Raw genomic sequence first — 26,474 nt, forward strand, 5'->3', positions numbered from 1 at the left:
CCTTTAACTCAATCCTTGAATGTAGACCAGGCTGATTGATTGACATCTCGGTCAAGTGGCCGTCGTGCATGTTCCATTCTGCACTTATTGCCTGATTCGCTAAGGTGCCACCATCTGCATGAAGGCTCGCGACAGGGTGGTCTGATGCCGTCTTGAGCTGCGAACGACCCTGAGTCGTGACACAGAGTAAGCAGAGCAAAGAGAAGACACCACGCTTCACACACTTGTACAGCCGAGCAGAGCTTGGCTCCTGAGAATTTGACGAGGAAATGACGTAATGCAAGAAGAGTTGCAATGTAGCTACTCCTTGTACCGCAGACTATTCTGCTCTGCCTGCCCTGTTGTGCTATTAGCCTGTTAGTCTAGCTCCTCTCCAGGCGGGTCGCCTGGGCGGACGTCGCGCTCCTCAACAATAAACGCAGTTTCGAGAAAGTCGCATCGTCAGGATGCCACAAGCCCCGCAACTGCTAAGCTGCAGTGGGCCCAATGACTACATTTGAGGTCGTATGCGAAACCTTCTTTCTTCCGCCTTCTCCATGACGGTGGCGATGCTGGCCATGGTCATCATCCCCGCGACGTTGACCCTCCAGACCGTCCATACCAGCCCCCCACCTGTGCAGATAACCCCTTCCGTCTCGCCCTACGGATATGCCATGAGTTTGCTTCTGTTTATCGTGCCTTCAGCATCTATTCTTTTCTGGTTCATTCCGCAGGAAGGCCTCAAGTTTTCGCGCCGGGCTTTTGGCTGGAGCGTCGCGCTTCTCTTTCCTCTCGGCGGAGCGCTTGACTTCTTTTTCGCGCAATACTTCTTTATCTATCCCAACGTGTCCGCCACTCTGGGTATCAAGGTCCCCGCCCTTGGACAGTCCGTTCCGCTTGAGGAATATGCCTTCTACCTACTCGGCTTTGTCACCGTCCTTCTTCTCTACATCTGGCTGGATGAGTATTGGCTTTCGGCCTACACTGTTCCCGCTCTCTCGCAACAACGCATCACCTTCGACCGCCTGCTGCGCTTTCATCCGGCGTCGTTTATTCTGGGCGGAGCATTGCTCTTGGCAGCGCTGTTCTACGAGCGGTACATCGCCAAAGACCCCACTAAGTTTCCCGGCTACTTCGTCTTTCTCGTTCTCTGCGCGTTTATACCTTCAACGGCTCTCCTTCCGACAGCACGTCCAGTGATCAACTGGCGTGCGCTCAGCCTCACCATGTTTATGATGCTCGTGACCAGTCTGCTTTGGGAGGTGACACTTGCCTTGCCGTATGGCTGGTGGAACTTTCGTCCGCAGCAGATGCTCGGCGTGCGCATCACTGCCTGGTCACTCCTCCCCGTTGAAGAGATCTACGTTTGGATCGCCGTCACCTACGCAAGTGTCATCGTCTACGAAATCATCAAGCGCTGGAAGACCTCCGGCCGGTCGATGCTTCATGCCTTCCTTGGTGTCGGGCCTGCGCCCTGGCCGCTTCCGTTAGGTCGCGCGGAAGCTCCAAAAGTTCCGTCCGTAATCAGATCGAGTGACCGCTTGATCTGATTACGGAGACAGACCTGTGAACAGAGCCGCACACGATGATTCTTTGATACAGAGGAGCGGTGCTGTGATTCTGGGCTTGGCCTACTTGGTGGTTGCTGTATCTCCTCTTCGCCTTGAGCGGGGATGGCTACCTGCATTCTCAGTCTTCACATCTCTCTTCCAAATCGTTGAAGACTGCCTCTAAATTTTCTTGACTCATACCTGCCTCCCCGGCATACTCGCCGCACTATGAGTCCAGTGTCCAAGCCCCCTGCCTCCCTGCGAGCACTTAGTAGACGTCTACCGTGCTTCCAGGTCTCCGAAATGCCACCTCCGTTCGCAGAGCAGCACCAGGGTCGCCCTTGACGTAGAAGCAACGTTGCAACTTTCATAATCAATCGCGTACGCACCGTGCTAACCTCCCTCAAATTTATGAAAGAGGTGTTGCTCGATGCGAAGACTCTTCTGCCTGTTCCTACTCTTAGCTATCCCGGATCTTCTGCTGGCTCAGTCCAGTAAAGACGCATGGTCCAGCGTCATGGCTCTCCAGGTAGGTCAGAAGGTCCAGGTGCTGGACATCGGCGCCAAGAAGCACAACGGTACGGTAGCCGCCGTGTCCGACGACGCCATCTCCCTCCGATTCTCATCCGGCGATCAGAGTGTTCGAAGGCAGGATGTCCGCTACGTCAAGCTCATGGAAAACAAGCACCGCCTGCGAAATACGCTCATCGGCACGGGAATCGGCGGTGGCGCTGGTGCCGCTATCCTCGCCGCCGCATGGGAGTCCAATGGCTTCGTTAAAGGCAAGGGCACCGGAGCCGCCGTTGGCCTGGCTCTCGGCGCTATCGTCGGCGCAGCCGTGGGGGTATCCTTGCCCTCGCATGGCACCATCTACGCCACGCCATAGTGGTTCGTACGTCTGCACGGCTGCAGTTTAGTGCAACGCCGGGCGCGAACGCATCAGCGTCCGATGGCGCCGCATCAGCAGTACCAAAGCTCGTCGAAGGTACATCGCCAGCAGCGGCATCGTAATCACTGCAAAAATTCCCCAAACAACGAGTGCGTGCCATTCCCACTGCCAGATGTCACGAAACAAACGCCAGGGATGGTGGCTCAGATGTTCGATCTGCTGGCGGCTTAGCGGCAGGCGCCGTGTATGAAAGAGGTGTACGCCCACTTGAATGAACGGGATGAACAGGAGCAGGTGGAGCGGCGTCATGGCATGTGCACCAACCTGCGAGGCGATCTGATTGAGGCCGAAGACCCACGCAAGCATGACCACCAGGAGCGTGGTGATACCCACAGATGGATTGATGCCGATGACGATCCCGAGCGCCAGACTCCACGCTAACCGGCGAGGCGACACCCCACCCCGCAGTTGACGCAACAGAGGGCGGAGTACGCGGCAACGAAAGAACTCTCGGACTGACTCAGGCACAAGCACAATAAGATGGGATGCGCCGCGTCTGCCGTTCGGTTGTGACCGAAAGCTCCCGCCATATCGACATGTTAGGTCGACCCTTCATCGTTGTCGCCGCAAACGCCGTCATGGCTCTTAGTCGGACTCCGCGTCTGGTTGGTTATGGTGGAGACCATGGCGAGATTGGGAATCGTGTTGAACCTGCTCGATCTCATCGTCAAGACGCATTTGACTGTCGTTCCAGATGTCGGTCTAACGATCAGGATTTGCTTGCTGTTGCTACCGATCGGCATTTATTGTTTGCGCAGTGGTTCGACTCACGGCGCGACGCCGGTTCGTTAGCGTATCTCAGGCGAAAGCTTTTGGCGTTCGACCAGGATTTGTGAAGACCGATAGATGATTGGTTTGAAATCAACATGTTGACCAGGCTCCCGTGAAATCGTTGTTGTTGGCAACTCCGTAGCCCAGAAATCTACACAGAGTAACGAGCTCACAAGGCCGTATACTTGCGCGGACACGCGGCCTGCTTCCCATTTCATTTGAAAGGTAACTACTCATGTTTACGAGCCGACGCTCCTTTGTTCGCACCTCGTCTGCTGCTGGATTGATGCTGCCAGGCTTGGCCTATGCCGCACCGTCTATACCCGAGACCCTGCCAAACGTCTTCGGTCCGCGCCCCGGCTACACCCCGCAGATTGGTACCTTCATCTCGCAGCTCACCTGGATGCGACGCGCGGTGACCAGCCCTGTTCGAGGTCTGACCCAGCCCCAACTCGACTGGCTCTTCGACAAGGACGCCAACTCGATCGGCGCACTCCTCCTGCACCTCGCAGCCACCGAGACTTATTACCAGATGAACACCTTCGACGGAATGAAGTGGGATAGCTGGCCTGCGGACATCAAACAGCGATGGGACCCCGCCATGAATCTTGGCGACAGCGGCCGCACCACCATCAAGGGCCACGACCTCGACTTCTACCTCAATCACCTCAAAGAGGTTCGCGAAAAGTCCCTTGCCGAATTCAAGAAGCGCGACGACGCCTGGTTCCTGGCAATCGATCAGACCTGGCCCTGGGGTCCAACCAATAACTTCTGCAAGTGGTTCCACGTCTGCGAACATGAATCACACCACGCCGGCCAGATCGACCTCCTCATCAAGCGCACTCCGGGTTACAAGGCACCCACCGGTTGAGAACGTCTTGACACAAACGCAACATGCTCGAACCGCTATCCCCTTCGCCGCAGGTCATCGAGATCGAAGCTGAGGAGCAGGCGAAGGTGGAATGGCTGCATAGTGCGACTGATGAGTCTTTTGCGGCGTTCGACCGAGGCGAAGGTGTTTCGCCATCGTCCGCTGGTGAAATCGATACTTTCGTGAACGATGCGATCGAAGAGGGAAGAGCCCCACGTCGCACGACGCGTGCCTAAGACTTCCTCGCGTCCTGACCTCGCACCCCACGCCTATGTCTATCATTCGATGTTCAGCCCGAACGAGTGGCCGGGGAACGGGTGAAATCCCCACGTCACTTTGTGCTCTACCGCCACATGGACGAGAAAGTGGTGTTTGCCCGTTTGCTCCAGGACAGTTGTGACTTTACCCGTCATATACCGCCAGCGCTTCACGATGAGTAATTACAGCTGTACGCTCACGTAATCGGCGGACGATAGATCGTAGCAGCCAGGCATTCCAGAGAGGCTCCCGCAAAGTCATGGTTTTTCGGCAACTTCGCTCTAGAACTGTTCAAAACCAGCACCTCTTTCTCCCACCATCAATAACCGGAAGACGAACCGCCCTAACCCGAGCAGTAACTTCAACTGAATGCAATCACCGCAGCGCACACCAGAAATACAGCAAGCAGCGAAGCCACAGGAACAATAATTTCATCGCACACATCGTTCCAGGGTGTCGTCCGGCGAACCGGCGTGCTGCTGAATCCAATCGGTGGTGCCACAGGATGACGATGTTCCAAGCTGCTATAACGCATGACCTCTCCTTCCGAGATGAACTAAACGTGTAGCTGGACAAGCTTCTCTTGCGGCGCAGTCAGCCAGACCGGTAGCGCCTCCATACTGCTTGCAGCAGGAAGATCGCCGATCGCCATCGCCGTCTCGTCACATGCATTCCGGCGCGGGCACTGCAGGCAATCCTTCAACACCTTATCCCGGAGCGCCGCATGCTCAGCGATGTGGAACCGATAGTGGGCGAAGAACTCCGGGATGCGCGTAAAAAGACACACGCAACGAATCTCTCGCGCACTTGCCTGCGCCAGCACCGCACCAACCAGCAATCCGCCGGCACCATGACCCTTGATCTCGGGCCGAACCACGATCGACCGGACCTCCGCAAGGTGCTGTCCATAGACATGAAGCGCAGCGCATCCGGCAAAGGAATGGTCATCCGCTTCCACCACGGTGAAGGTCTCTATATTGCAGCAGATCTCGTTGTAAGAGCGGGGAAGCAGAGTTCCGTCGTGGCAGAGGCTGCCGACCAACTGGTAAATCTGGGAAGCATCCTGTAACTGCGCGGGGCGCGTGAACATGAACCACTCCTGCCGGCACGCCATCTGCCGGCATGATTCATTTCATGCCGCAAGCCATTAGGGAGGCATAAAGGGGCCCTGATTTCCTCAGAAATGGGTCGTGGAGCCTTCGGAAGCACTCGCGTCAGGCGAACAAACCGCGTATCTTAACCTCATGCGCATGACCGTGCTCGCCTCGGGCTCCAAGGGAAATAGCACGGTCATCGCCAGCTCCAGAACGACCGTGCTGGTGGACGCCGGCCTCTCCTGCCGCGAACTCCTGAAGCGCATGGCGATTGCCGGTGAAGATCCCGAAAAACTAGACGCCATCCTCGTCACCCACGAACACTTCGACCACGTCGCCGGCCTCGCCGTACTCGCGCGCAAGCTCAACATCCCCGTCTTCTTTACCGAGCCGACCCACCGTGCCTGGGTCCGCATGCTCACGCCGCGAACGACCATGTCCTATGCCAGGTGGCTCGATCACATCCAGCAGGAAAAAGAGACCCGCGCAGCCGCAGTCGCCGCCAGCGAGGCATGGGGTGGCATCGCGTTATCAGCAGCAGAGGGTTGCCGCTCCGACGACCCAAACGCCACCCTCGAGCTTCCCGTTGAAGAAGAGCCCTGCGACGCCGAAGCCCAGGAGGCCCTGCCGCCAAAAGAAAAGGCTAATCCCGCCCACCTGCCAGCCGTCGAATACTTCCAGGCCGGAACCCATTTCTCCATCGGCGACCTCGAAATCACACCCTTCACCATCCCCCACGATGCCGCCGACCCCTGCGGCTTCGTCTTCGAGGCCGCAGGCATCCGCATGGCCGTTGCCACCGATCTCGGCTACATGCCACCCAACGTCAAGTCGGCCCTTAAGCGCATCGACGTCCTCCTCCTGGAGTCGAATCACGACCTCGAGATGCTCCGGGACGGCCCCTATCCCTGGTCCGTCAAGCAGCGCGTCCTCTCCCGTGTAGGCCATCTTTCCAACGATGCGACCGCCGAATTTCTGCAGCGCGACTACGACGGCGGCGCCGCCTACATCGTTCTAGGCCATCTTTCGGAGTCCAATAACGCACCGGAACTCGCCCGAATCTCGGCCGAGCGGGCCATAGGCGACAGAATGACCCTGCTCGGTAATCGGATTCTGCTCGCCCAGCAGGCCATCCCGCTGGAGCCGATTCACCTTTAGGGCGCAATCAAGTCTGTTAACTACGGATGAATCTTCGCTGCCTGCGCTGGAATCAAACGAGATAGACTAGAGGCTGCCCACTATGAATACTTCGCCTACGCCATTTCCGAGCAAACATCGCGTACCTGCATCACCCTGCATCGACCCCGTCGTCGGTGCTATCCTCTCAGGCTGGCGCTACGACATCTCCGCCCTCTCGCCTGAGATGCGCACGGACTACGACCAGCACCTCGAAGATTGCGGCCACTGCCGCTCCAAGCAGCGCCTCCACCGCACCGTAGACGTTCTCCTCATCTCCGTCAGCACTCTCTCCATCTTTGCCTTCCTGCTCGCCGCCGTCGTCATGAACCGCGTCGAGGCCCTCGTCCACATCAGCCAGGTTCACCTCCATCTGCGGCACTCCGTCGTCTTCATCTCGATGGAAGCTGTAGCCGTCGCCGGTGTCGTCTTCTCGACCCTCCTCTGGCTGCTCGTCGCCATCACGACGCCCCTGCCAAGCTATCTCGGCACCGTCCTCCAGCGAAAGCTGCCCGCAGATCTACGCGAACGATTCCATAAGAATGCCGCCTAGATACTGCCTCCGTCCTGCGTTAGTAGCGGTGTGTAAGAAGCATCAGGCCGCGCTCCGCTTGAACGCCGCAACGTCCCGTCGCGGAGATACCGCAAACATCCGTGAATACTTCCGGCTAAACTGCGACGGACTCTCATAGCCCACCTGAAACGCCGCCGTCTCCACGTTCGCCGCATCCGAAACATCAGCCGCCGCGCCTCCAGCAACCATAGCTGCTTCTGATTTTGCAGCAGCGTCATCGACGTGATCGTCTTGAACTGCCGGTGAAATGCCGACGGACTCATCCCCGCAACCGCCTCCGGCCTCCCAAGCAACCGCCCCATGCGCAGTGCGCAGTCCGCCAGCGGTCCGTCGAAGTCTGCCACCCAAATAATCCTGCTCACTAAGACCGCAACCGCGCTGCTTTCGCTTCTCTAGTTATCATTCCCGAAGGAAACCTGACCGTTTCCTTCGGGAATACCGACAGCCCGCGAAGCAGCGCCTTCTACAATCTGTCTGCCAACCTGCTGCAGCTCAGAGATCACAGGGCCTTCCGCATCAATCCGAATTGCTTCCCGATCAAACGGTCGACCATGCGCCTTGGCAGCAGCATCGGCATGGTCCAGTTCTTGAACCGCTGCGGCACCACGGCATACCGTACCTTTGGCTTCTTCACCGTAAGTGCGTGATAGATGGAGCGGCCAATTGCCTCCGGCGCAAGTCCCTTCTTGCCTTCGACTTCGAAGAACGCAAGGAAGCGTTGGATGACCGGACCATAATCCGTCACGTCGAACCGGCTAAAATCCTCTGCCGCCGCCTTGTCCCAGATGGGCGTCACCACCGCGCCCGGCCCCACCACGATTACATCGATCCCGTAGAGCATCAACTCCCGCCGAAGACTCTCCGACATGCCCTCGAGGGCGAACTTCGAAGCAACATACGCCCCGACAAAGGGCACCCCCAGTGCGCCTGAGACCGAACTGATCTGCACAATCCGGCCGGGCCGTCCGGTCCTCGACGGATCGCTCCCAAGCAGCGGCGCGAAGGCCTGCGTCACCACGAACGGACCCACCACATTCACCTCCATCTGCCGCCTCACTTCGTTGGCCTCAAGGTGCAGCAGAGGGCCGCCAACCACGATGCCCGCGTTATTGACCAACCCCGCCAGCCTCCCTCCGCCCAGCATCTCGCCGACTCGCTCTGCCGCCCGCCGAACCGACGCCTCATCGGTCACATCTGCCAGCAACGCAACAAAGTCCACGCCGAAATCAGCCTGTAGCCGGTCTGCATCGCGTTGCGTCCGCACCGTCCCAAACACACGGAAGCCCTTGCCCAGAAGAAACTTCGCAGTTGCCCAGCCGATGCCGGTCGACGCCCCTGTAATCACCACACTCTGCTTTGTCCCCATAACGCTCCCTCCAAGATGCACACTGCACATCTTCAATATGTTCACCGTACATCTTCCGGCAGCGCTGGTCAAGATGTACAGTGATAATCATGGCTTACCCTTCCAAAACTGACCGCGAGACGATCCTCGCCGCTGCCATCGAACAGCTCGAGGAACGGGGACTTCGTGGTCTCTCCCTGCGCTCGCTCGCGGCCACGCTCGAGCTTGCACCCAACGCCCTCTATCGCTACTTCGCCGATCGCTCCGTGCTGGAATCTGCCGTTGCCAACGAGGTGTCTCGTCTCCTCCATGCCGCCATGCAGCGCGCCATCCGCAAGGGAGAGCCCGAGCAGGCCATCCGTGGCATAGGCCGCGCCTACCTCGCCTTTGCCCGCAAACACCCGAATCTTTACGAGCTGCTGCTCTTACCCTGCGGCCCCGAAGATGAAAAAGCCTCCTCCCACCAGGACCTCTGGAACTTCGTCGCCAGCCACGTAATTACCCTCACAGGGCCGGATCGCGTCAATGAGGCATCAATCGCCCTATGGGCATTTCTGCACGGGATCGTCGAACTCGAAGCCGCCAACGTGTTCGGGTCTGAAAAGCCCGACGCAAGTTTCAACTTCGGCCTCAATGCCTGGCTCACTGCGGCCGCCGCCAGTCACTCGCCCAAACCCTAAGTCGCTGTACCAAGAACATCCCGCCATTTCGGCATCCCAGCTATCCGCCCAGTTGACGTCACCGCAAATCCGGTTTCTAGGGAGTGGGAGTCGAAGAGACCTATATGCTTGACGAAGGGAAAAGATTGATCTACTTCGGTCCTGTCTCTTCAGCCGCTCATGGCTCTTCAGCATCCTGGCTTCCCGTTCTCGGTGGCCTACTCGGCCTATTGTCGGGTTGGAGGCATTTCATCCTTCACCGTCAAAATGAGAAGCTAACGCTGAGTAGCCAGCCGGGTTCCCGTCTCGGACCGCACGCTGAACGCGCGAGATTCGATGAGAGTGCGACGGGGCAGCTACCACCTATGTGAAAATCGACACAGATGATTCCGACAACGAAGCGGCACTTTCTTGCTCTTGACGGGTTGCGAGGTGTAGCAGCCCTGGCCGTGGTCACCTTCCACTTCATGGAGATGGTCATCGGAAACTACAGCAAGCTCTGGATCGGCCACGGATGGCTGGCGGTCGATTTCTTCTTCTGCCTCTCTGGCTTCGTAATCGGTTATGCCTACGATAATCGTCTCGAGCAGATGGGTCTGTGGGACTTCCTGAAAGTGCGCCTGATTCGCTTGCATCCCCTGGTCGTCTTCGGGTCAGTACTCGGCCTGCTGACCTTGCTGGTGGACCCCTTTCACCTGGGTGCATTGGGGTACAGCGCTGGTCGGGTTGTCCTGATATTCGTTACTTCGATCTTCCTCATTCCGTACCCGGTGATGCAGGAGCGCGGGCACAGCTTGTTCAGCCTGAACTCACCGGCTTGGTCACTCTTCTGGGAGTATGTTGCGAACCTCATCTACGCGATCGTGCTCTACCGATGGAGCCGTCGTTGGTTGAGCGTGGCGACCGTCATTGCCGCAATTGTCCTCTGCTCTGTGGGCTACGCTGCCGGCAATCTCTGGGCAGGTTTTAACGGCAAGACCTTCTGGACCGGCGCCGCTCGCGTCAGTTTCTCTTTCCTGGCCGGCCTGCTCGTGCACCGCTCCGGATGGATTATCCGCACAAAGCTCGGCTTCGGCGCTCTGTCGGTGTTGTTGCTGCTCGCTTTCATGATGCCGTATGCGACAGGTGGTTGGATCCGGGAAGCAGCGGTGATCATCGTCTACTTCCCGTTGCTGGTCGTCCTTGGCGCAGGAGCGACGCTGGGGCCCCGCGCAGAAAAGCTCTGCAGGTTTGCAGGTGACATGTCCTACCCGCTCTACATGACGCACTACGCGGTGATCTGGAGCTTTGGGGAGTACTACGAACGCCTTAAGCCCGACGCGGTGCACCTTACACTCGTCGTGGTCAGTGGTGTCCTCCTCCTGACTGCCTTCGCTTACTTGGTGATGATCTTCTACGACCTTCCGATCCGGGCATTTCTACGCTCCAGATCAGTCACCTCTGCTTCTCGTAGCTAACGGTAAACGCCCTTCTGGTGAAAGATGTCCCTGAATCCCGCAAAGTCGGTGGTTTCGGCAACTTAATTTTTGAAGTTGCCGAAAACCCCGTTTTCGGAGAGTTTCAGAACGGTCGATGAAATGCAGCTATTCGGGAATGAAATCAGAAGCGTGTGGGTCTGGAAACCGAAGGCTGTCGTTCTGTGCAACACCTTGCTGGATCTGGGCTCTCGCCTCCGCGGTGTCGGGAACAACGAGGCAACGGTCGAGTTCGAGCGGCTCAGATTTGTATTCGGGATGCATAGACAGAAGCAGAAAGCGCTTGCCAGGAGTGAGCGGGGTTTCGATTTGGAGGGGGGTGTAAGGGCTGTAGGAACGGTCCGTGACGCTGAAGACCTCACCAGTCTTGTACCGCGTTGACCCCTTGAGGACACTCTCAAGACGGACACTAGCCTTTTCGTTGACTTCGCCGGGTTTCCGCTTCTGAGCTTCATTGACTGGAGTGACGCTGAGGATTTGGTCCGCGTCGCGACCGCGTGCCAGGATGGGCACATGGCAGGCAAGGCGCAGCGTCGAATCCTGGTGCATCGCTTGATCGGGCGGTGCTGGACGGCCTCCAACGGTGCCGTCGTATAAGTGCCACCTCTCGGATGCTGGGTAGATATCTTCGAGGTTGCGGCATGGGTGGAGGAGGCGAGTAATACAGCCAAGATCGAAGGTGGTTAGCCGACGCATCTCGGGATCAGGGGTATCGCGTGTGAAGGCCACGTTCACCATCATGCAAAAGGAGCAGCCGCCAGGTCTGGTAAAGCCATAGAACGAGTGTTCGGCGAGTTGCTCGCTGTTGATCAGGGGCCAACCATCCAAGGTCGTGAGGCGACTGGAAGCGCCGCTGGTGGCAATTAGCGAGTATCCGGAACCAGGGGAAAACGCATCGGGAACGTCGTATTTAAAGACAGCACTCTTCCGCACAACAACATTGTCCTGAACGACCATAGATGCTCGCAGGGTCGCGGACCTGACACCAAGATGCTGGCAGGTGGCAAAGAATATATGGACGGGTGCTAGAACGAAACGGTGATGCAGATGTTTGAAGAGTCGGATTTCGAGCCCTGCTTGGGGACTTTGAAGGGCAATCGTGTAGCGACAGAAGGAACCAGTGCAGTCGCCCTGATAGCTACCGTATTTTCCCCAACGCCGGATAAGGCCCTCCGCGTCGGGCCAAGTACTATGGCGAAGATTGATTGACTGGAAGTCTTCCATCATCCGCTCGGCCTTGTGCTGGAAGCGGTAGGTCTCGATGCGAAGGATGAGAATGAGCAGAGCGAAAGACACAATCAGGCCCAAAGTGAGGCCTCGTAACACTCGGGTCGATCTAGCCCAATGAACCATGCGATATTAGACACCGTTTAGTTGGTAAACAGATCAACAGCCTGGAAAGTCCGTGTTTTCGGCAATGACGAATGTTCCGACCGTCCGAGCGAGTCGTTATTGCCGCAAACAACGCTTTGACGGAGCAAATCATTTAAGAGAAATCATTACTTTTAGAGGGGCGAACATAACAGGAGTATTCGCGTTCACTATGGAACACTGCCAACTGCTCACAGCCCATTGAATGGAACAAATTGAGTAGAGTAGTCGTACAGAACGAGAGATGCTACGAATGTTCAGTAGTCCGGCAGCTAAGAAGCTTGCCGTTTTGCTCCTTGCGGCACTGGCAATCTCTTCAGCCAATGCACTTCCACCCGTACGTGTTGAGCAGATATTGTCGGCTCCCCCGGACATCTCGAAGACAACTCATAACGAGGCGCTTGCCCGGGCGATTATTCAATTGTTCAACGAAGACCAGGCGTTTCTGGCGGACCTCGAAAAGGCCAAGCTGGATCCTGCATTTCAGCAGACCCAAAAATCTTATGTTGAGCGTTCAGGAGTACAGGATCACAATCCCAATTTCTACGACTCGGCGGTTTATGCACTCTGGGCCCGAATGCCCGACGCTCCTGAGCTTGTTCAGCGCTATGCCAGGTTCCGCAAATCTACAGATGCACACGTTCAATCGATCGTCGCAGGAGATGGCTGGCCGCGGAGGGTCGCTGTGGGCGACGAAGCCGCCGCAGACTTCTTCTTCCTCTTCGGCCACGCTGATGACGACAACGCCTGGAGGGTAAGTCAACTCCCGACGATCAAGAGAGTTTTTCGAGAGGATCATCTCAATCCAAGGCTTTATGCCCACATGTGCGATCGCCTCGCCAACGTAGCAGGCAAGCCGCAGATCTATGGCTCTGTGATGGGGCCGGGCGCCACTCCGGGCACAGCAAAGCTTTATTGGCCGCTGATTGATAACATGGCGGCTGCGGACGACCGCCGAGCTCAGATTGGCTTGCCCTCTATCGAAGATGATCTCGAAAGATTTCGCCAAGGCGCCAACATCGGTCCGTATATGACACCTATAACGAAAGGGAAGGATTGGAGCATAGCTGACGTTTACGGGGCACCCTAGTGGCCATGACGAAGCGTCCGCCATTGACGATTTAGGTGTCCGCTCAAGATCCAAACGTCTATGTTCTTGCCGTAGAAGAAGTTCTTGGAACGTTGGTGTCTCAGCAAATTTGATCGTCATTGCTGAAAACGCCGTTTTGCGCGAACAAGCAACTAATTCCGCGTGGCATGCCTAAAATAGGATCTCGGACGGGGAGCCAACATGATTCTTAGAGAAACGCTTATAGCATGTGTCTCTGCCTCTCTTTGGTTCTCGTGGATAGCGATCCTCATAGCTTGTGTGCCAACACTAGTGGTCTTCTCAATTGCGGCTAAGCCGCACCGCTTGCAGTATCTTATTGCTGGACTGCTGGGAGGCATTGCGGGAGAGTTCTGCGGTACCAGCGCTTTGTTTCTCAGTCTTTGGTACGGCTGCCTCGGTCAAGGTCAATCCTGCAACACGGCCCAAGGGGACATGGGGCTTCTAGTCACAATCCCGATAGGTTCGCTCCTTGGCTGCCTGCTTGCAATGTGGTGGATCTCGGCGACGCTATCGTTTCTTCCGACGAGTCCCTGGGCTTCGGTATCTCGTTACACGGGACCAAGCCGGGTCGGAAATTGGACCTGCACCCTTGCGGTTCCAGCAATATTCTTCGTTTTGACGACTGTGGTGCTTGCGCGTTTGATGGCTTGATTCAGGAAGCTCCCGCAAAGTCGGTGGTTTCGGCAACTTGATTTTTGAAGTTTCCGAAACCACCGTTTTGCAGGAATGCACTGATCACTGGCGATAAGCCGACTTCCCAATATCAACCGGCGACGAGGCTTTCGGCATTGCGGATATAGAACCCTGGATCGCTGGCCATGACAGCATTCAGACATGCGGCAGAGATCGTCTCAGCGGGATTGATCTGGAGCTTTTTCGGCAGAATTGGCGCAAGAACCCGCAGGAGTTGCAGTGCAATGTGCTCCATGAAACGTGGCTCGTCTCGTTGACCGCCGATTAGGCTGGGCCGAGCGATGGTCAGTGATCTGAAGCCCACCCGCCCGATGTCCCGCTCGACTTCCCCTTTGATTCTGGAATAGAACATCGCAGAGCTGGTGGACGCAGTGCTCGCTGAGACAAGGACAAACGTTTCCACTCCATGCTGATGCGCGTCTCGCGCAAACTTCAACGGAAGCTCGTAGTCCACCTCGCGAAATGCTTCTTTCGAACCTGCTTTCTTGATCGTCGTTCCCAGACAGCAGACGACCCCGTCGATTCCTCGGTTGATCTCTTCAGAGAGCAACGCCTCCAGGCGCTCGGACACAGGATTTGTGAGCTTTGAATGTGGTTCCAACGGACGGCGGGTTGGTGCGATCACACGGATGACGGCGGGATTCGCAAGAGCCTGCGCCAACACATTTCTACCCACAAGCCCCGTGGCACCCAGCAACAGTAAGTTCATCGTAAAGTCCCCTTCTATTTCACCATTGCCTTCACCAACAGACGCCGCCATGCTGCATCGGGCAAGAACCGGTTCAACCAGAAGAGCGGGCCGGGCTTGGCTAGATAGCGCAGCCGGTTTGACGCATCATTCGCGGCACGATAGATAACTTTCGCAACGTCTTCCGGACTCGCTGCCCTGGCATTACTTTTTGTGAAGACGCCGAGAAATTTATTCATGCTCACCTGGTAGGGTTCGCTCGTCGCAACCTGCATGCTGCCTTTGCCGAACTCGGTAAGAATGCTGCCTGGCTCGATGAGCTTTACGCGGATGTGAAATGGGTCAAGCTCATAACGCATCGATTCGCTCAAGCCTTCCACTGCAAACTTTGTTGCGACGTAAGAAGAAGCATACGGAAGCGCCAGACGGCCCACGATGGATGAGACATTTAGGATCAGGCCTTGGCCAGCGGCGCGCATCACGGGGAGAACCTGCTGCGTGACTTCGATCAAGCCGAACAGATTTGTCGCGAACTGCTGTTGAATCTGCTCGCTGTCGCTTGCCTCCATTGGGCCAAACAAGGCATAGCCCGCGTTGTTTAGCAAGGCATCGATCTTTTGGTAGCGAGCCAGGGTCGCGGCTACGGCGTTCGCAATGGAGCTCCCATCTGTGACATCCAGAGCCAATACACTGATCTGCGGTTGCTGAAGCGCGGCATCGGCCTTCTGCGGGTCGCGCATCGTCGCAGCTACACTCCAGCCCTTTTCTGCGAAGTAGAGCGCACTGGCCCGCCCGATACCGCTCGATGCACCTGTAATCAATATTGTCTTTGCCATCATCTTCTTTCTTGGTCGGACTTAGTCCAACCCGATCGACACAAACTGGCCGATATCTTCATTGGTATAGATATACCGAATAGTATTTGAGTTGCAAATAGTTTTCGTGCGGTATGCTAAGAACGTGGCGAAGGCGATCAGGCAGAGACTGACCCGGCAGGAGAGCCGGTTCGAAACCAGGACAAGACTTCTGGATTCCGCAGCACAATTGTTTGCAAGAGGCGGCTATGAAGGCGCGTCTGTTGACCTGTTAGCTGAGAATGCGGGCTATTCCAAGGGAGCGTTTTACTCCAATTTCGAAAGCAAGGAAGCGATCTTTCTTGAGCTTCTCGATATACACAAGCGACGAGAGATCGAAGCTTTGGCACAGCTTCTTGTGCGAGACGTTTCCGGGTCGGAGCTTGTCTCGCTCATCCGCAACACTCAGAGCGAAGGCGCTTCGGATTTCGATTTTGGACTTCTCTCGGCTGAGTTTCAGTTGCAGGCCTGCCGAGATAAGACGTTCGCAAAGACCTATGGCAAGCTGCACCGCACACACATCGAGACTATGGCCGGACTCGTGACCAAGCTGTTCGCGAAGCTAAAACGTATTCCACCATCTGACCCCAAGAACCTTGCCGAGATCATCATGGGCCTGACGACGGGGCTCTCCTTACAAAGAACAAGCATGCAAGGATCACTTCGAAAAGGATTGGTCACTGAGGCGATCCTGCTGGTTCTTCGCCTTGACCTTATCGAAGACGATCGGTAACGACAAACGCCGTTGTGTTTACTGACCCTGGCGGAGTTCCCGCAAAGTCAGCGTTTTCGGCAATTACGCCTTTTTCTGACACATTGGCCTACGAGTTAGCCATTTGTGATACACTTAGGTTAGTAGGAATTATCACAAGCTCGGCTACCCAGCCGGGCTTGTTGCGTTTAACCAGCACCCCAACCAGAGCAACAAGGGAGATCAGCATGTCCGAAACAACGTCTGAAGCCAAAAAGCCCTACCAGTGCCGCCACATCTTCACCGACGGCCACCAGTGCGGCAGCCCCGCCCTCCGCACCCAGAAGCTCTGCTTCTACCACCACGCCAGCCGTCAGCCAGCAGCCCACAAGACCGTCCACGGCATCACCTTCATCGCCCTTCCCGCACCCGACGACTTCCACGCCATCCAGCGCGGTTTATCCGAAGTCCTTCGCCTGCTCGCCTCGAACGGCATCGACGACCGCCACGCCACCGCCCTCATCAAGGGACTCTCGGTTTGCAGCGCCAACCTCGCCCGCGCCGCCCGTCACGCCAGGTCCATGCCCGCCGCCACCGAACTCGTCCAGGACTTCATCCAGGACCCCACCCTCGGTGTCCTCGCCCCCGGTCCAGAACCAGAAGCCTCCATCGAAGACCCCATCCCCGACTACACCCCCGTCCAGACCCCCCGCCCCACCGTCGAATACACCACCACCCACGAAGCCATCGCCCTGGCCAACGCCCAATGGGACGCAACCCAAAAGACTCTCGCCAAAGACCGAGCCGACCACAAACAAGTCCAGACCTATCCCACCCCGAATCAAGACTTTGGACCTCAGAAAAAAATAATCCCGAAGTCCGTCCCCCCGGCCTTCCGCCCCGAATCCCCAGCTCTCCCCATAGCCGTCCAAGCATGATTCCCGTGGTTTCACCGCTGCGCTGAATGCGTTTGACGCTCGGTCCGGCATAGACGGTGGACTGAGGCGGTCTATCCCTCGACTGAGCAGCCCCCGAACACAACATGTTGGCGTAACGCATGTGTGAAGAGGCTGTAGAGCATTCGTGGATCGCTCGATGCACTCACTGTATCGAGTGCTGCGCGATGCTCACTCGAAAGCACTACGTCCAGGGCGGCTGCATTGTCGGCGACTTGTTCGGATCGGCTGACTCCCATCAGAGTCGACGTGATCCCCGCTCGCCCGCATACCCATGCAAGTGCCATACGGGCAGGGCTCTCCCCGGCCTCTGTAGAAACCCTCTTGAGTTCATCGACGATCTTCCAGTTGCGCGGCGTGAAAAGCGAATCACCAAAGGGATTCGCTCCATCAAGCCGCTTGTCACCCTCTGGACGTTTGGCGCCTGCGGTTGCAGCGTCGCGCGGCAAACCGCCCGTGCGCGGGGGAGCGGCCTCAACTGTAGCTCGATCGTACTTACCGGTCAGCAAGCCATAAGCAAGAGGACTCCACGGCACGATGCCCATGCCAAACTCCTTCGCCACAGGCATGTGCTCATCCTCGATATCGCGGTTTACCAGGGAGTAGAAGTATTGCAGCGCAACAGGGCCAGAAACTCCTCGCACAACGGCCAGCGTGGCAAGCTTTGATACATACCAGGCCGGCGCGTTGGACATGCCCCAGTATCGAATCTTGCCGGCGCGCACTAGTGTCGTCATCGTTTCAAGCAACTCTTCCGCGGGCGTAACGGAATCCCACACATGAACCCAGAACAGATCCACGTAGTCGGTACGCAGCCGCTTCAGCGAACCTTCGAGCGCCGCATACAGATGCTTCGCTCCGTTGCCCCCGGTATGCACGCCTTGACCCGCGGCGAAACCGGCCTTCGTCGCCACGACGATCTGATCGCGAAGCTTTCGCTCAGTGATCAAATTCCCCAGCATCTCTTCGCTGCGGCCACCAGCGTAAACGTCCGCTGTATCGACAAAGTTACCTCCCGCATCAACGTAAGCGTTGAAGACGGCTGATGATCCAGCTACATCCAGTCCCCACCGGGCGGTTCCAAAAGTCATGGTGCCGAGAGTGAATGGGCTAACAACGAGGCCTGAGCGGCCTAAGGTGTGATAGTTCGTTAGAGTCATCAGTATTCCTTAGTGTTCACTACGAAACCAAGTACATACGAGTTGCGTGCGAACGTCAAGGTGTTCCATAGTAATGACTATGGAAACGTTGACAGCACGCACAATTCGCAAGCCGGGACGCCCCCTGGGTTTTGATCGCGACGCCGCGCTTCATCAGGCGATGTTGCTGTTTTGGCGACACGGCTACGAAGCCACGTCCGTGAATGACCTCACGAAAGCCATGGGAATCACCCCACCAAGCCTCTACACTGCGTTCGGTGACAAGAAACAGCTTTTTCTCGAGACGGTTCGTCTCTACACCTCTGGCCCTATCACTTCCGAGTCGGTCATCGGCGAAGCAACGACTGCGCGCCAAGCAGCTGTCGGCTTGTTGCAGGCCTCGGCCATCGGGTTCACCGGTGACAGCACTCCGGCGGGATGTTTACTGGCGAGCTCGGCGATCAGCTGTTCTGCTGCAGCCGCGGATGTGCAGAAGGCTTTACGCGATATACGGTTTGAAGTCGAGAAGCGGCTTAGAAATAAAATTGTTGAAGACCGATCGATACGCAAGCTGAAGCCAAAGGTCGACGCAGAGGCGCTGGCGGGTCACATCATGGCAGTCATTCAAGGAATGTCCACTTTGGCTCGTGACGGTGCGTCGAGAGAAAAACTATTGGCTGTTTCGTCAACGGCCATGCTGGCATGGCCAGCCCAGAACTGAAGGGCTTCAAAGGATCTATCCTTTCAAAAAATAAAGTACCTTAACCCGCTCTGAAGGAGTGGAGGCGGTGGCGGTGGCAAGGCGCCGACTGCTCCTACCTTCCCAACTTCTCCAACCACTCCTGCCGTCCCCAAGATCACCCCCTTTGCAGTGGGTGATCTGATACACGCCTTCCGTCTCAATACCGGAGTGGGGAACGATCTGGAGATTAACCTGGGACCAGTCGTTTCCTTTCTTGCCGCTACCCGTGCGGGCCAACTTTCGCAACATACGTTGAGCCAGTTGAACGTCGCCGATTTGATCTCGACCTTTGGGCCAAGTGGAACTCGATCCATACCTCGTATGGACCGTTATCGCGACCGATCCAGTGACTGGCGATGTCTATCTGCCCGATCCCGGAAGCGCCAACGTGGTCGGTGTTCCAAACAGCACTGCCAATGCGGCGAAAGACGTTGACCCCTTCTATCCACCGGTTGCAGGCGTCCCGGGCTCGAACGAGAACACATTCGTAGTCCTCGGAAGTGATCCCTTGTCATATTCGAGCGTCATTGCAACCGCGGATTTCAGCCAGGAGTTTACCCGCTCCCGCGTCGATGAAGAGCCTGTTTCCCAAGATCGGCCGTCAGGGGACCTCGTCTGGTTTTAGAATGGTGGTCCGGTCAAGTGAGGCTCCACGGTGATAGGAACCGGAGGGCCGGATGTCGGACGCTTCATCCTACGGTGCGACTGTAAGCTGATATTCACGGATAACCAAAGCATCGTGAGGACTAACATCGGCTGGTCGATCTTGTCCTGACATGCTAAAGACGATGTCCTCACAAGCGTAAGGACGTCGTCTTGCACTGTTTTGTTTCTTGCGTATATTTCATTACTGTTTATTTGTCGTTCTGAGGAACGTTTACATCCCTCTTGGCAGCCGACGTACATACCAACTCTACGGTGCGTTTACTCTGCAATAGCCAAGGTGCGGCTGCTTCCTAAACAATCGGTGCGGTCCACGCTACGTATCTGCATTTTTGGAATGACTAATTTTCTTTCGAGCCATGTCTTTTGCAAGTCTTGATCCAGGCGCCGGTGTCTCGTCCAAGCCATCAGCCAACATTCGCGTCAAGCGAAGAAGCTCGTCGTAATCGAGGCGAGACCAGTTTCGGAACATCCGCAAGGAGAGCCGCTCACGAGCCCCATCGACAGCTCTCACAGCAGCTTTTCCTTGCGATGTCACGGTCGCTTCTCGAGTACGGCGGTCGGCCGACTTGAAGCGACGGGTGACCAGGCCAAGTTCTTCGAGTCGAGCCACCTGCCGGCTTACGGTGGTGTAGTCGCGTCCGACACGCGACGCAACGTCGACCACGCCGATAGGGCCGAACTTCCCGATCAGCACAAGAAGTGGAAACAGGGCTCGTTCGAGGGTTAGGCCGGCGCTCTCCAGCATAGCCGCGTCGCGCTCGGGGCTGTTGAAGATGCCGACGATGTCGAGCACTGAGCCGTGTAGCCCGGGCAACGATGCTCGGATGTGTGCCTTATAAGACTCTGTTTTCACCATCTCCCAAGTTTCATCCGAAAGTGTCTACGAAACACCTCATGTCTATAATTCAACTATGTGTATAATACACACTATGTACCCGGGAGGTTTAATGGCAAATACAAAGATATTGATAACTCAGGCGTACTCAGCATTCAATGATAGAAACATCGACGGCGCCTTAGCACTCATGACTGATAACGTGAGCTGGCCCAAGGCCTCGGAAGGTGGTCGTGCGGTTGGGAAAGAAGAAGTTCGTGCATACTGGACCCGTCAATGGCACGAGTTTGATCCTCATGTGGAACCGATCGAAGTGGTTGAACGCGAGGATGGCAAGGCTGAGGTCAAGGTTCACCAACTCGTAAAGAGTCTCAGCGGAGAAGTTCTTTCTGATTCCGAGGTGTGCCACGTACATACGATTGTGGGTGGATTAATCGAACGTATGGACCTTGAAGAGCGTGAAGTGAGTTCGAGCGCGGCCCCATCTGCAGCTTTTGCCAAGCACTAGAATGTGAGGAGCATTTCCGACATCCCGGCTCAACTGGAATACCTCCGCCCTCACTGCGTTATAAGCCATCTGTCCAGTTGACGATCCCATATTGGCCAGTAAAAATCTGCTGTTCGCGATTGAACGTTGACAGACGAAATCTTCTTGTTGAAGCATCCCTTCACCTCCATTCCTATAGACTCTCCGGTCATTCTTCAATCGTGCATTCACTATCCGGGAAGGGTTCGCTGGCTCCTAACTACTGCCTCATCTTCAAGCTCTCTCGAGAATGATCTTTGCGGCGACTTTGATCCGATCGCGCTCGAAGGGAGCGTTTTGTCAGTTGCTTCTCGAGATGCGACCGCCTAATAGTTCGTTCATAGTTCAGGGTCGGTCATTCTCTGCAAAGGCTTTTGATTGCGACCGGTTCCTGCGGCTTTCAACGTGCTCAATTAAGTAGGTTTGGGCTGCCGAATTAGCAATTCAACTCCGCCACCTTCGGACAGATCACATCGCAGTACAACCTGCCCCGCAACGTTCAAGCTATGTTGAAGCTGAATTTTTAGCAAAGGTGTCAAGAAAACTACGGAGATGGGTTCACAAGCTTTCACTCGTCGCCTGCTTTTCGCGCTAAGCTGATTTGGCTTAGAGGGTTTCCTATCGGAATCTGCGCGTTCAGATGAGCTCTTGGTGCCACAGAACGTTCAAGCCTGGGCGGCCTCGTCGATAGTCATAAAATTGTAGCTTGGAACGCAATGTGGCCAAGGTTCAGCACTTCGGCGTTGACGGTCGAGAAGCCGCGATCAAGGCTCTCCGATGACTGGACTGTCTCTCCACGGCGTTACATTCTTTTGGAACTGGTCTCAGATTGATGGGCTTTAGGGTGCGCTCCACTTGTGCCAAGAGTCGGGTTAGCGGAAAACTATCGCCGCTCATTTGATTGGGGCTGCAATCACGTCGGGGAGCAATCACTGCGTCAGGTAGTTCTACCCCGGTCGGCAGCCACCGCTATCACCGAGCTAAGAGATCGAGGGCTGACAACCTTCTAGATATCCCTGAGAGTGTCGATCCATACGGACCGATTTGCTGACGCCGGACCTTGGAGTATGCTGGTGCGCGTGCTCAATCCAGACGAAAACCTGCTCTCTGTGGACGCCTCACAAAACGAACCCCCGCGTGGCGACCGCCGGAAATTTATTAGAACCAGTTCTCTCGCTGTCGGCGCCCTCGCGTTTGGCCCGCCTGCACTGGTGCGCGGACAGCATCTCAACAGCAAGCTGAACATCGCCTGCATTGGCATCGGCGGAAAAGGTCGTAGCGACACGGATGCTTGCGCTGCTGAGAACATCGTCGCACTGTGCGATGTGGACTCCGGTTCCGATGCATATGAGACGCAAACAAGAAAATATCCGAGCGCCAAGTTCTACAAAGACTTTCGTCAGATGCTGGATCAACTTGGCGATCAGATCGATGCGGTGACAGTCTCCACGCCGGACCATATGCACGCCATCATTGCGTCGGCTGCCATGAAGAGGAATAAAGCGGTGTTCTGCCAGAAGCCGCTGACGCAAACGATCTATGAAGCGCGTTACCTGAGCAACATGGCCCAAGACCGAAAGATCGTAACGCAGATGGGCAATCAAGGTAGTGCCTCGGACGGTCTCCGCCGCGCGGTGGAGACGATTCAGGACGGTCTCATCGGACAAGTGCATGAAGTCCATGTCTGGACAAATCGCCCAATCTGGCCGCAGGCCATGGAGCTTTCGGATGGAGAAGACCCCATTCCTGCCACATTGGATTGGGATACCTGGATTGGAGCGGCTCCCATGCGGCCATACGTTGGCATCAGGAACCCGAATGACAAATTTGGTACTTACACGCCGTTCAACTGGCGTGGCTGGCAGGATTTCGGAACCGGCGCACTGGGCGATATGGCTTGCCACACCGTCAACGTGCCCTTTCGCGCTCTGCAACTCGATTATCCTACCGAGATTGAAGCGATGCCCTTCGGCAGAATGAACAAGCAATCGTATCCCGTCGGCTCCAAAATTCGATTCGCGTTTCCCAAACGCACGGGCCGTACTCCCTTTGAGCATCCACACCTCTTCCACCACTTCAAGAAGATCGAGCACGACCCGGTGACACTCTGGTGGTACGACGGCGGCCAGCCTGACCCCACAGCCCGTGGCGGCCACGACCTTACCAACAAGCCGCCTGCGGAACTCACTACCGACATTGTTGTGCTGCAAGGCAAGCTTCCGAACAGCGGCTGCCTGCTCATTGGAGAAGGAGGCATGGTCTTCTTACCGGACGACTACGGGACCAATTTCTTCATCAAGCTCAAGGGCGAAAAAGAATTCGTCAACTACCTTAAGCACCCGGCCATGGCGCAACATCCGGAGCGAATTGCCCGCAATAGGCATGCCGGAGATGGGAATCTCGTGCGGGCGCATGCACTGGAATGGATCGATGCCATTAAGGCGAACAAACCAGAGATGTGTTATTCGCGTTTTAATATCGGAGCGCGCCTTGTGGAGATTATGCTGCTGGGCTGCGTGTCCTTGCGCGTCGGCCAGAAGATCGAATGGGATGGACCGAAGATGGTTGCGAAAAACTGTCCTCAGGCTGCGCAGTACATACGACGGCAAGACCGCACCAATTGGGCACTTTCCTGATGCGTGCGTGTGCCCGACGATTTGCCCTGAGCATATAGCTGGCTTGGATAATGGAACGAGCCTGTCACGAGACTCACCGACCGTTATTTGCGGGCCTGAATTGCTGACGACAAGCCGACTGATGAGATGGTCCGCCGCTTGATTCCTCCGCGTAAGCAGGAGGATCGTGATGGCAGCTTCCAATAAGGAGGATCATCGCTATGCAGATACACTCAGTTGGCATCGACCTGGGCAAGACGACCTTTCACCTTGTGGCGCTCGGTGCCGCCGGCAAGGTGCTTGTGAAGAAGAAGTTCACACAGCGGCAGCTTTTGGCTTACACCGCGAACATGCAGACATTGCTGATCGGGCTGGAAGCTTGCTGAGGCACACACTTCCTCGGTCCAGCGCTACGCAAGCAAGGCCACGATGTCCGGCTGATTGCCGCTCAGTTTGTGAAGCCCTTCGTGAAGTCCAACAAGAACGACTACGTTGATGCGGAGGCGATCGCAGAAGCTGTTGAGCGCAAGAACATGCGCTTCGTTCCAATCAAGGACGACCAGTTGGACCTTCAAGCCATCCCTCGAGTTCGTGATCGGTTGGTCTCACGTCGAACGGCGGTGATTAACCAACTGCGGGCGTTCCTGCTAGAACAAGGCATGGTGTTCGCGCAGAAGCCAGCGAAGCTCAAGGCCGCCATGGCAGACACTCTTGAGAACGCCGAAGCCGACCTTACACCACTGACGCTAAGAAACCGAAGAGTGTTTTGAAGCTTCCCGATCTCGATTATTCCAAGTCTGCGGTTCTCAACAGCCTTCCATCACTGAACTCGAAACGGTCATACGAACATGCCATCCGGGGCTTCACCGACTGGTACTGCTCTGAACCTCGCCTCGCATTCAACAAAACGGTTGTTACTCGGTATCGGATCGCGTTGGAGCAGCGAAGATATGCTCCCTCAACGATCATCTAAGGCTCGCTGCGGTTCGCAGACTTGCATACGAGGCTTCGGATTGCGGACTACTCAGCCTCGACCTCGCGGCGGGCATTCGTCGTGTTAAAGGAGCTAAGCGACTAGGAGTGCGCCTCGGGAATTAGTTGACCGCTGAACAGAGCAAGAAGCTGCTGGCCGTCCACTCAGGTAAACAACTGAGAGACCTACGCAATCATGCTGTTCTAGCCATGCTTCTCGGCTGCGGCTTACGCAGAGCGGAACTTATCGCCGTTAGGATTGAAGACTTTGAGCTTCGAGAAGACCACTGGGTGCTCGCAGACCTGACCGGAAAAGGCCGACACATGCGCACCATTTCGGTGCCTCAACAAAAGACATACAGACTCAGCAGGTCTGGTCACGTCGATGTGCGCAGGTGAAGGAATCGCATTTCGTTGTTGCAGTTGTTTTTAGACGGTCGACGTTGCGGGCGGGAACTCCCTCCGAATCTACGATGATGCCTTGGCGCGTCATGACGCCCACGCTCTCGCGATGCTTCATGCCGAAGATGTACTTGTAGTGAACCGTTTCGGATCGATGGTTGAGGGTCGCGAGGAGCTTGAAAGAGTGATGGCGTTTCTCCACGGGCCGGGCGGCCCATTCCATAGCGTCAGTTTCCCGCCCCAACAACTGCTCGTAAGCCGTATTCTGAACAGCGATATGATCACTCGCCACGCAAAATGGAAAAGCCTGACGATGGGTCTGGGAGATCAACTCGCGCACGGCAGTCAATCGCCATGGCTCGACATGGTCTCCACCTATCTCCTCGCCCGCAACGGCCGGGCCTGGCAGATCGTACAACACGACCTCCACAGTGTCGATCCGATCGACTTTCCTTTAAAAACCAAATGGAACACATAAAGGTAAAACTTCAGCCCTCCGCGCCTCACCCGGCCCTGCGTCGCTTCGTGCGGTACTATTCGCAACGGAGCCTGGCCCCTTGGTGACAGTCTCCGGGAGCCGGTCACTGCCCGGTTGGGCGGCCTCCCCGAGTTCCATTTCGCCGGCCTTATCGCATTCCCATTGTCGGTACAGACCGCTTCGAGTCTTGCGCTCCCATGCTCGTCGTCGGCCCGATCACTTACCGACGTGTACAGCTTCATGCAGACGGAGCTGTTGAGGCACTAACGGTCATGTTTCAGCCATTCGGCCTGTATCAATTATTCGCTATACCCACCCATATTCTGCCCGAACACGCCGTCGAAGGCCACTCTCTCCTCAGACACTCCATATCGCAGCTTTACGCCACGCTTGGCAAAGCTCGATCCTTTACCACTCGCGTCTCCATCCTCGATGAATTCCTGCTCGCTCGGCTGTCCTCCAAGGGCGGTACACTGGACTCGCACTGGAATCGGTATCTCGCCGTCATGGCTCAGGATCGCGGTACACACACCGTCCGCCAGATCTCCGCTTCGCTCAACATCAGCGTTCGCCAGCGCGAACGCAGGTCCCTGAATCGCTGGCATGGCGCCGCAAACCATGGCCCGCGTCGCCCGTTTCGTCTACGCGTTGCGACTCAAACGAATATGGAGCCAAGAACAATCCATCACCTGGACCGAGATTGCCCACGCCGCCGGCTACTTCGACCAGATGCACCTTATTCGCGATTCCACCTCATGGGAGGAGCCAAACCAGCGCGCTCGCCAATCAGCTCGAGCCCCACCACGGCGTGGCTCTCCTGCTCCATTCCACTGCCCAATGTTCGAATCCGATACTGATTGATCTGCAAACTTGTTTGTTGGAACTGAGCGTCGCAGGCGGCAAAGAAAAGAGCAGGAATGGGAATGTGTCTGGCACAATAGCGGGCAGCACCATTTTCGACGACGTCGGATCTTCAGCAGAGAGGAGTCAGTACGTGCCTGTAAGTCAATTTCCAGACCTGCGTCATATTTAGA

Annotated in this window: 28 protein-coding genes and 1 pseudogene; 18 read left to right on the top strand and 11 right to left on the bottom strand. The window is 56.3% G+C overall.

The window, feature by feature from the left end; translation table 11 throughout:
• The first annotated feature begins 506 nt into the window (after positions 1-506).
• On the top strand, positions 507-1,529 hold the full coding sequence (locus tag OHL20_RS13060) for a hypothetical protein (RefSeq protein WP_263383619.1): 1,023 nt from the start codon (positions 507-509) through the stop codon (positions 1,527-1,529).
• Positions 1,530-1,959: 430 nt separating this feature from the next.
• Complete coding sequence (locus OHL20_RS13065; protein ID WP_263383620.1) at positions 1,960-2,415, top strand: hypothetical protein; 456 nt, start codon at positions 1,960-1,962, stop codon at positions 2,413-2,415.
• A gap of 27 nt (positions 2,416-2,442) precedes the next feature.
• On the opposite strand, the gene OHL20_RS13070 is transcribed toward OHL20_RS13065, so the two are convergent.
• On the bottom strand, positions 2,443-2,952 hold the full coding sequence (locus OHL20_RS13070) for a DUF2062 domain-containing protein (RefSeq protein ID WP_263383621.1): 510 nt from the start codon (positions 2,950-2,952) through the stop codon (positions 2,443-2,445).
• A 532-nt stretch (positions 2,953-3,484) separates the two neighbouring features.
• On the opposite strand from OHL20_RS13070, the gene OHL20_RS13075 reads away from it, so the two are divergent.
• Positions 3,485-4,120 (top strand): DinB family protein, encoded by a 636-nt coding sequence (locus OHL20_RS13075; protein ID WP_263383622.1) that lies wholly within the window; start codon positions 3,485-3,487, stop codon positions 4,118-4,120.
• Positions 4,121-4,143: 23 nt separating this feature from the next.
• Positions 4,144-4,356, top strand: coding sequence for a hypothetical protein (locus tag OHL20_RS13080; protein WP_263383623.1), 213 nt, complete (start codon positions 4,144-4,146; stop codon positions 4,354-4,356).
• 383 nt (positions 4,357-4,739) lie between these two features.
• Here OHL20_RS13080 and OHL20_RS13085 read toward each other — a convergent pair whose 3' ends face one another.
• Together OHL20_RS13085 and OHL20_RS13090 are read right to left on the bottom strand one after the other, a co-directional pair.
• Positions 4,740-4,913, bottom strand: a complete 174-nt coding sequence (locus OHL20_RS13085; protein ID WP_263383624.1) for a hypothetical protein — start codon at positions 4,911-4,913, stop codon at positions 4,740-4,742.
• A 21-nt stretch (positions 4,914-4,934) separates the two neighbouring features.
• The gene (locus tag OHL20_RS13090) at positions 4,935-5,468 is read right to left on the bottom strand and encodes a GNAT family N-acetyltransferase (protein ID WP_263383625.1); all 534 of its coding nucleotides are present in this window, start codon (positions 5,466-5,468) and stop codon (positions 4,935-4,937) included.
• A gap of 154 nt (positions 5,469-5,622) precedes the next feature.
• On the opposite strand from OHL20_RS13090, the gene OHL20_RS13095 reads away from it, so the two are divergent.
• On the top strand, positions 5,623-6,630 hold the full coding sequence (locus tag OHL20_RS13095; protein ID WP_263385008.1) for an MBL fold metallo-hydrolase: 1,008 nt from the start codon (positions 5,623-5,625) through the stop codon (positions 6,628-6,630).
• An 82-nt stretch (positions 6,631-6,712) separates the two neighbouring features.
• Positions 6,713-7,201: a hypothetical protein gene (locus OHL20_RS13100; RefSeq protein WP_263383626.1), complete on the top strand. Its 489-nt coding sequence runs from the start codon at positions 6,713-6,715 to the stop codon at positions 7,199-7,201.
• Positions 7,202-7,243: 42 nt separating this feature from the next.
• On the opposite strand, the gene OHL20_RS13105 is transcribed toward OHL20_RS13100, so the two are convergent.
• Positions 7,244-7,570: a hypothetical protein gene (locus OHL20_RS13105; RefSeq protein WP_263383627.1), complete on the bottom strand. Its 327-nt coding sequence runs from the start codon at positions 7,568-7,570 to the stop codon at positions 7,244-7,246.
• Between the two features lie 151 nt (positions 7,571-7,721).
• Positions 7,722-8,588, bottom strand: a complete 867-nt coding sequence (locus OHL20_RS13110; protein ID WP_263383628.1) for an SDR family oxidoreductase — start codon at positions 8,586-8,588, stop codon at positions 7,722-7,724.
• Between the two features lie 89 nt (positions 8,589-8,677).
• Between OHL20_RS13110 and OHL20_RS13115 the strand changes: the two genes are divergently transcribed.
• On the top strand, positions 8,678-9,247 hold the full coding sequence (locus OHL20_RS13115) for a TetR/AcrR family transcriptional regulator (protein ID WP_263383629.1): 570 nt from the start codon (positions 8,678-8,680) through the stop codon (positions 9,245-9,247).
• A gap of 362 nt (positions 9,248-9,609) precedes the next feature.
• Complete coding sequence (locus OHL20_RS13120; protein WP_263383630.1) at positions 9,610-10,683, top strand: acyltransferase family protein; 1,074 nt, start codon at positions 9,610-9,612, stop codon at positions 10,681-10,683.
• A gap of 126 nt (positions 10,684-10,809) precedes the next feature.
• Here the strand turns inward: OHL20_RS13120 and OHL20_RS13125 are convergent, their stop codons facing one another.
• Positions 10,810-12,009 (bottom strand): hypothetical protein, encoded by a 1,200-nt coding sequence (locus OHL20_RS13125; RefSeq protein WP_263383631.1) that lies wholly within the window; start codon positions 12,007-12,009, stop codon positions 10,810-10,812.
• A 316-nt stretch (positions 12,010-12,325) separates the two neighbouring features.
• Here OHL20_RS13125 and OHL20_RS13130 point away from each other — a divergent pair, with 316 nt between their 5' ends.
• A complete protein-coding gene (locus tag OHL20_RS13130; protein ID WP_263383632.1) occupies positions 12,326-13,162 on the top strand; it encodes a DUF6624 domain-containing protein in 837 nt (278 codons plus the stop codon).
• A gap of 784 nt (positions 13,163-13,946) precedes the next feature.
• Here OHL20_RS13130 and OHL20_RS13135 read toward each other — a convergent pair.
• Together OHL20_RS13135 and OHL20_RS13140 are read right to left on the bottom strand one after the other, a co-directional pair.
• Positions 13,947-14,585 carry an NAD(P)H-binding protein gene (locus OHL20_RS13135; protein ID WP_263383633.1) on the bottom strand — a complete coding sequence of 213 codons (639 nt, stop codon included), beginning with the start codon at positions 14,583-14,585 and terminating at the stop codon, positions 13,947-13,949.
• Positions 14,586-14,599: 14 nt separating this feature from the next.
• Positions 14,600-15,403, bottom strand: coding sequence for an SDR family oxidoreductase (locus OHL20_RS13140; protein ID WP_263383634.1), 804 nt, complete (start codon positions 15,401-15,403; stop codon positions 14,600-14,602).
• A gap of 121 nt (positions 15,404-15,524) precedes the next feature.
• Here OHL20_RS13140 and OHL20_RS13145 point away from each other — a divergent pair, with 121 nt between their 5' ends.
• Both OHL20_RS13145 and OHL20_RS13150 read left to right on the top strand, forming a co-directional pair.
• The gene (locus OHL20_RS13145) at positions 15,525-16,151 is read left to right on the top strand and encodes a TetR/AcrR family transcriptional regulator (RefSeq protein WP_263385009.1); all 627 of its coding nucleotides are present in this window, start codon (positions 15,525-15,527) and stop codon (positions 16,149-16,151) included.
• A 206-nt stretch (positions 16,152-16,357) separates the two neighbouring features.
• A complete protein-coding gene (locus OHL20_RS13150; protein ID WP_263383635.1) occupies positions 16,358-17,047 on the top strand; it encodes a hypothetical protein in 690 nt (229 codons plus the stop codon).
• A gap of 71 nt (positions 17,048-17,118) precedes the next feature.
• On the opposite strand, the gene OHL20_RS13155 is transcribed toward OHL20_RS13150, so the two are convergent.
• Complete coding sequence (locus OHL20_RS13155; protein ID WP_263383636.1) at positions 17,119-18,225, bottom strand: aldo/keto reductase; 1,107 nt, start codon at positions 18,223-18,225, stop codon at positions 17,119-17,121.
• Positions 18,226-18,304: 79 nt separating this feature from the next.
• Between OHL20_RS13155 and OHL20_RS13160 the strand changes: the two genes are divergently transcribed.
• Both OHL20_RS13160 and OHL20_RS13165 read left to right on the top strand, forming a co-directional pair.
• Positions 18,305-18,925: a TetR/AcrR family transcriptional regulator gene (locus OHL20_RS13160; RefSeq protein WP_263383637.1), complete on the top strand. Its 621-nt coding sequence runs from the start codon at positions 18,305-18,307 to the stop codon at positions 18,923-18,925.
• A 310-nt stretch (positions 18,926-19,235) separates the two neighbouring features.
• Positions 19,236-19,571: a hypothetical protein gene (locus OHL20_RS13165; protein ID WP_263383638.1), complete on the top strand. Its 336-nt coding sequence runs from the start codon at positions 19,236-19,238 to the stop codon at positions 19,569-19,571.
• Between the two features lie 354 nt (positions 19,572-19,925).
• Here OHL20_RS13165 and OHL20_RS13170 read toward each other — a convergent pair whose 3' ends face one another.
• Complete coding sequence (locus tag OHL20_RS13170; RefSeq protein ID WP_263383639.1) at positions 19,926-20,468, bottom strand: MarR family winged helix-turn-helix transcriptional regulator; 543 nt, start codon at positions 20,466-20,468, stop codon at positions 19,926-19,928.
• Positions 20,469-20,559: 91 nt separating this feature from the next.
• Between OHL20_RS13170 and OHL20_RS13175 the strand changes: the two genes are divergently transcribed.
• From OHL20_RS13175 to OHL20_RS25240, 5 genes and pseudogenes are all read left to right on the top strand, one after another.
• Entirely contained in the window at positions 20,560-20,955 is a 396-nt protein-coding gene (locus OHL20_RS13175) for a nuclear transport factor 2 family protein (protein WP_263383640.1), read from the top strand.
• A 1,085-nt stretch (positions 20,956-22,040) separates the two neighbouring features.
• A complete protein-coding gene (locus OHL20_RS13180) occupies positions 22,041-23,609 on the top strand; it encodes a Gfo/Idh/MocA family protein (RefSeq protein WP_263383641.1) in 1,569 nt (522 codons plus the stop codon).
• 200 nt (positions 23,610-23,809) lie between these two features.
• Positions 23,810-24,343 (top strand): annotated as a pseudogene (locus tag OHL20_RS25440) (IS110 family transposase); the annotation flags it as partial.
• A gap of 343 nt (positions 24,344-24,686) precedes the next feature.
• Entirely contained in the window at positions 24,687-24,959 is a 273-nt protein-coding gene (locus tag OHL20_RS25235; RefSeq protein ID WP_396272085.1) for a tyrosine-type recombinase/integrase, read from the top strand.
• A 112-nt stretch (positions 24,960-25,071) separates the two neighbouring features.
• The gene (locus OHL20_RS25240; RefSeq protein WP_396272565.1) at positions 25,072-25,440 is read left to right on the top strand and encodes a hypothetical protein; all 369 of its coding nucleotides are present in this window, start codon (positions 25,072-25,074) and stop codon (positions 25,438-25,440) included.
• 299 nt (positions 25,441-25,739) lie between these two features.
• Here the strand turns inward: OHL20_RS25240 and OHL20_RS13200 are convergent, their stop codons facing one another.
• The gene (locus tag OHL20_RS13200) at positions 25,740-26,045 is read right to left on the bottom strand and encodes a hypothetical protein (RefSeq protein WP_263383644.1); all 306 of its coding nucleotides are present in this window, start codon (positions 26,043-26,045) and stop codon (positions 25,740-25,742) included.
• Positions 26,046-26,474: the final 429 nt, after the last annotated feature.

The sequence above is a fragment of the Granulicella arctica genome (genome assembly GCF_025685605.1).
Taxonomy (GTDB): Bacteria; Acidobacteriota; Terriglobia; order Terriglobales; family Acidobacteriaceae; genus Edaphobacter; species Edaphobacter arcticus.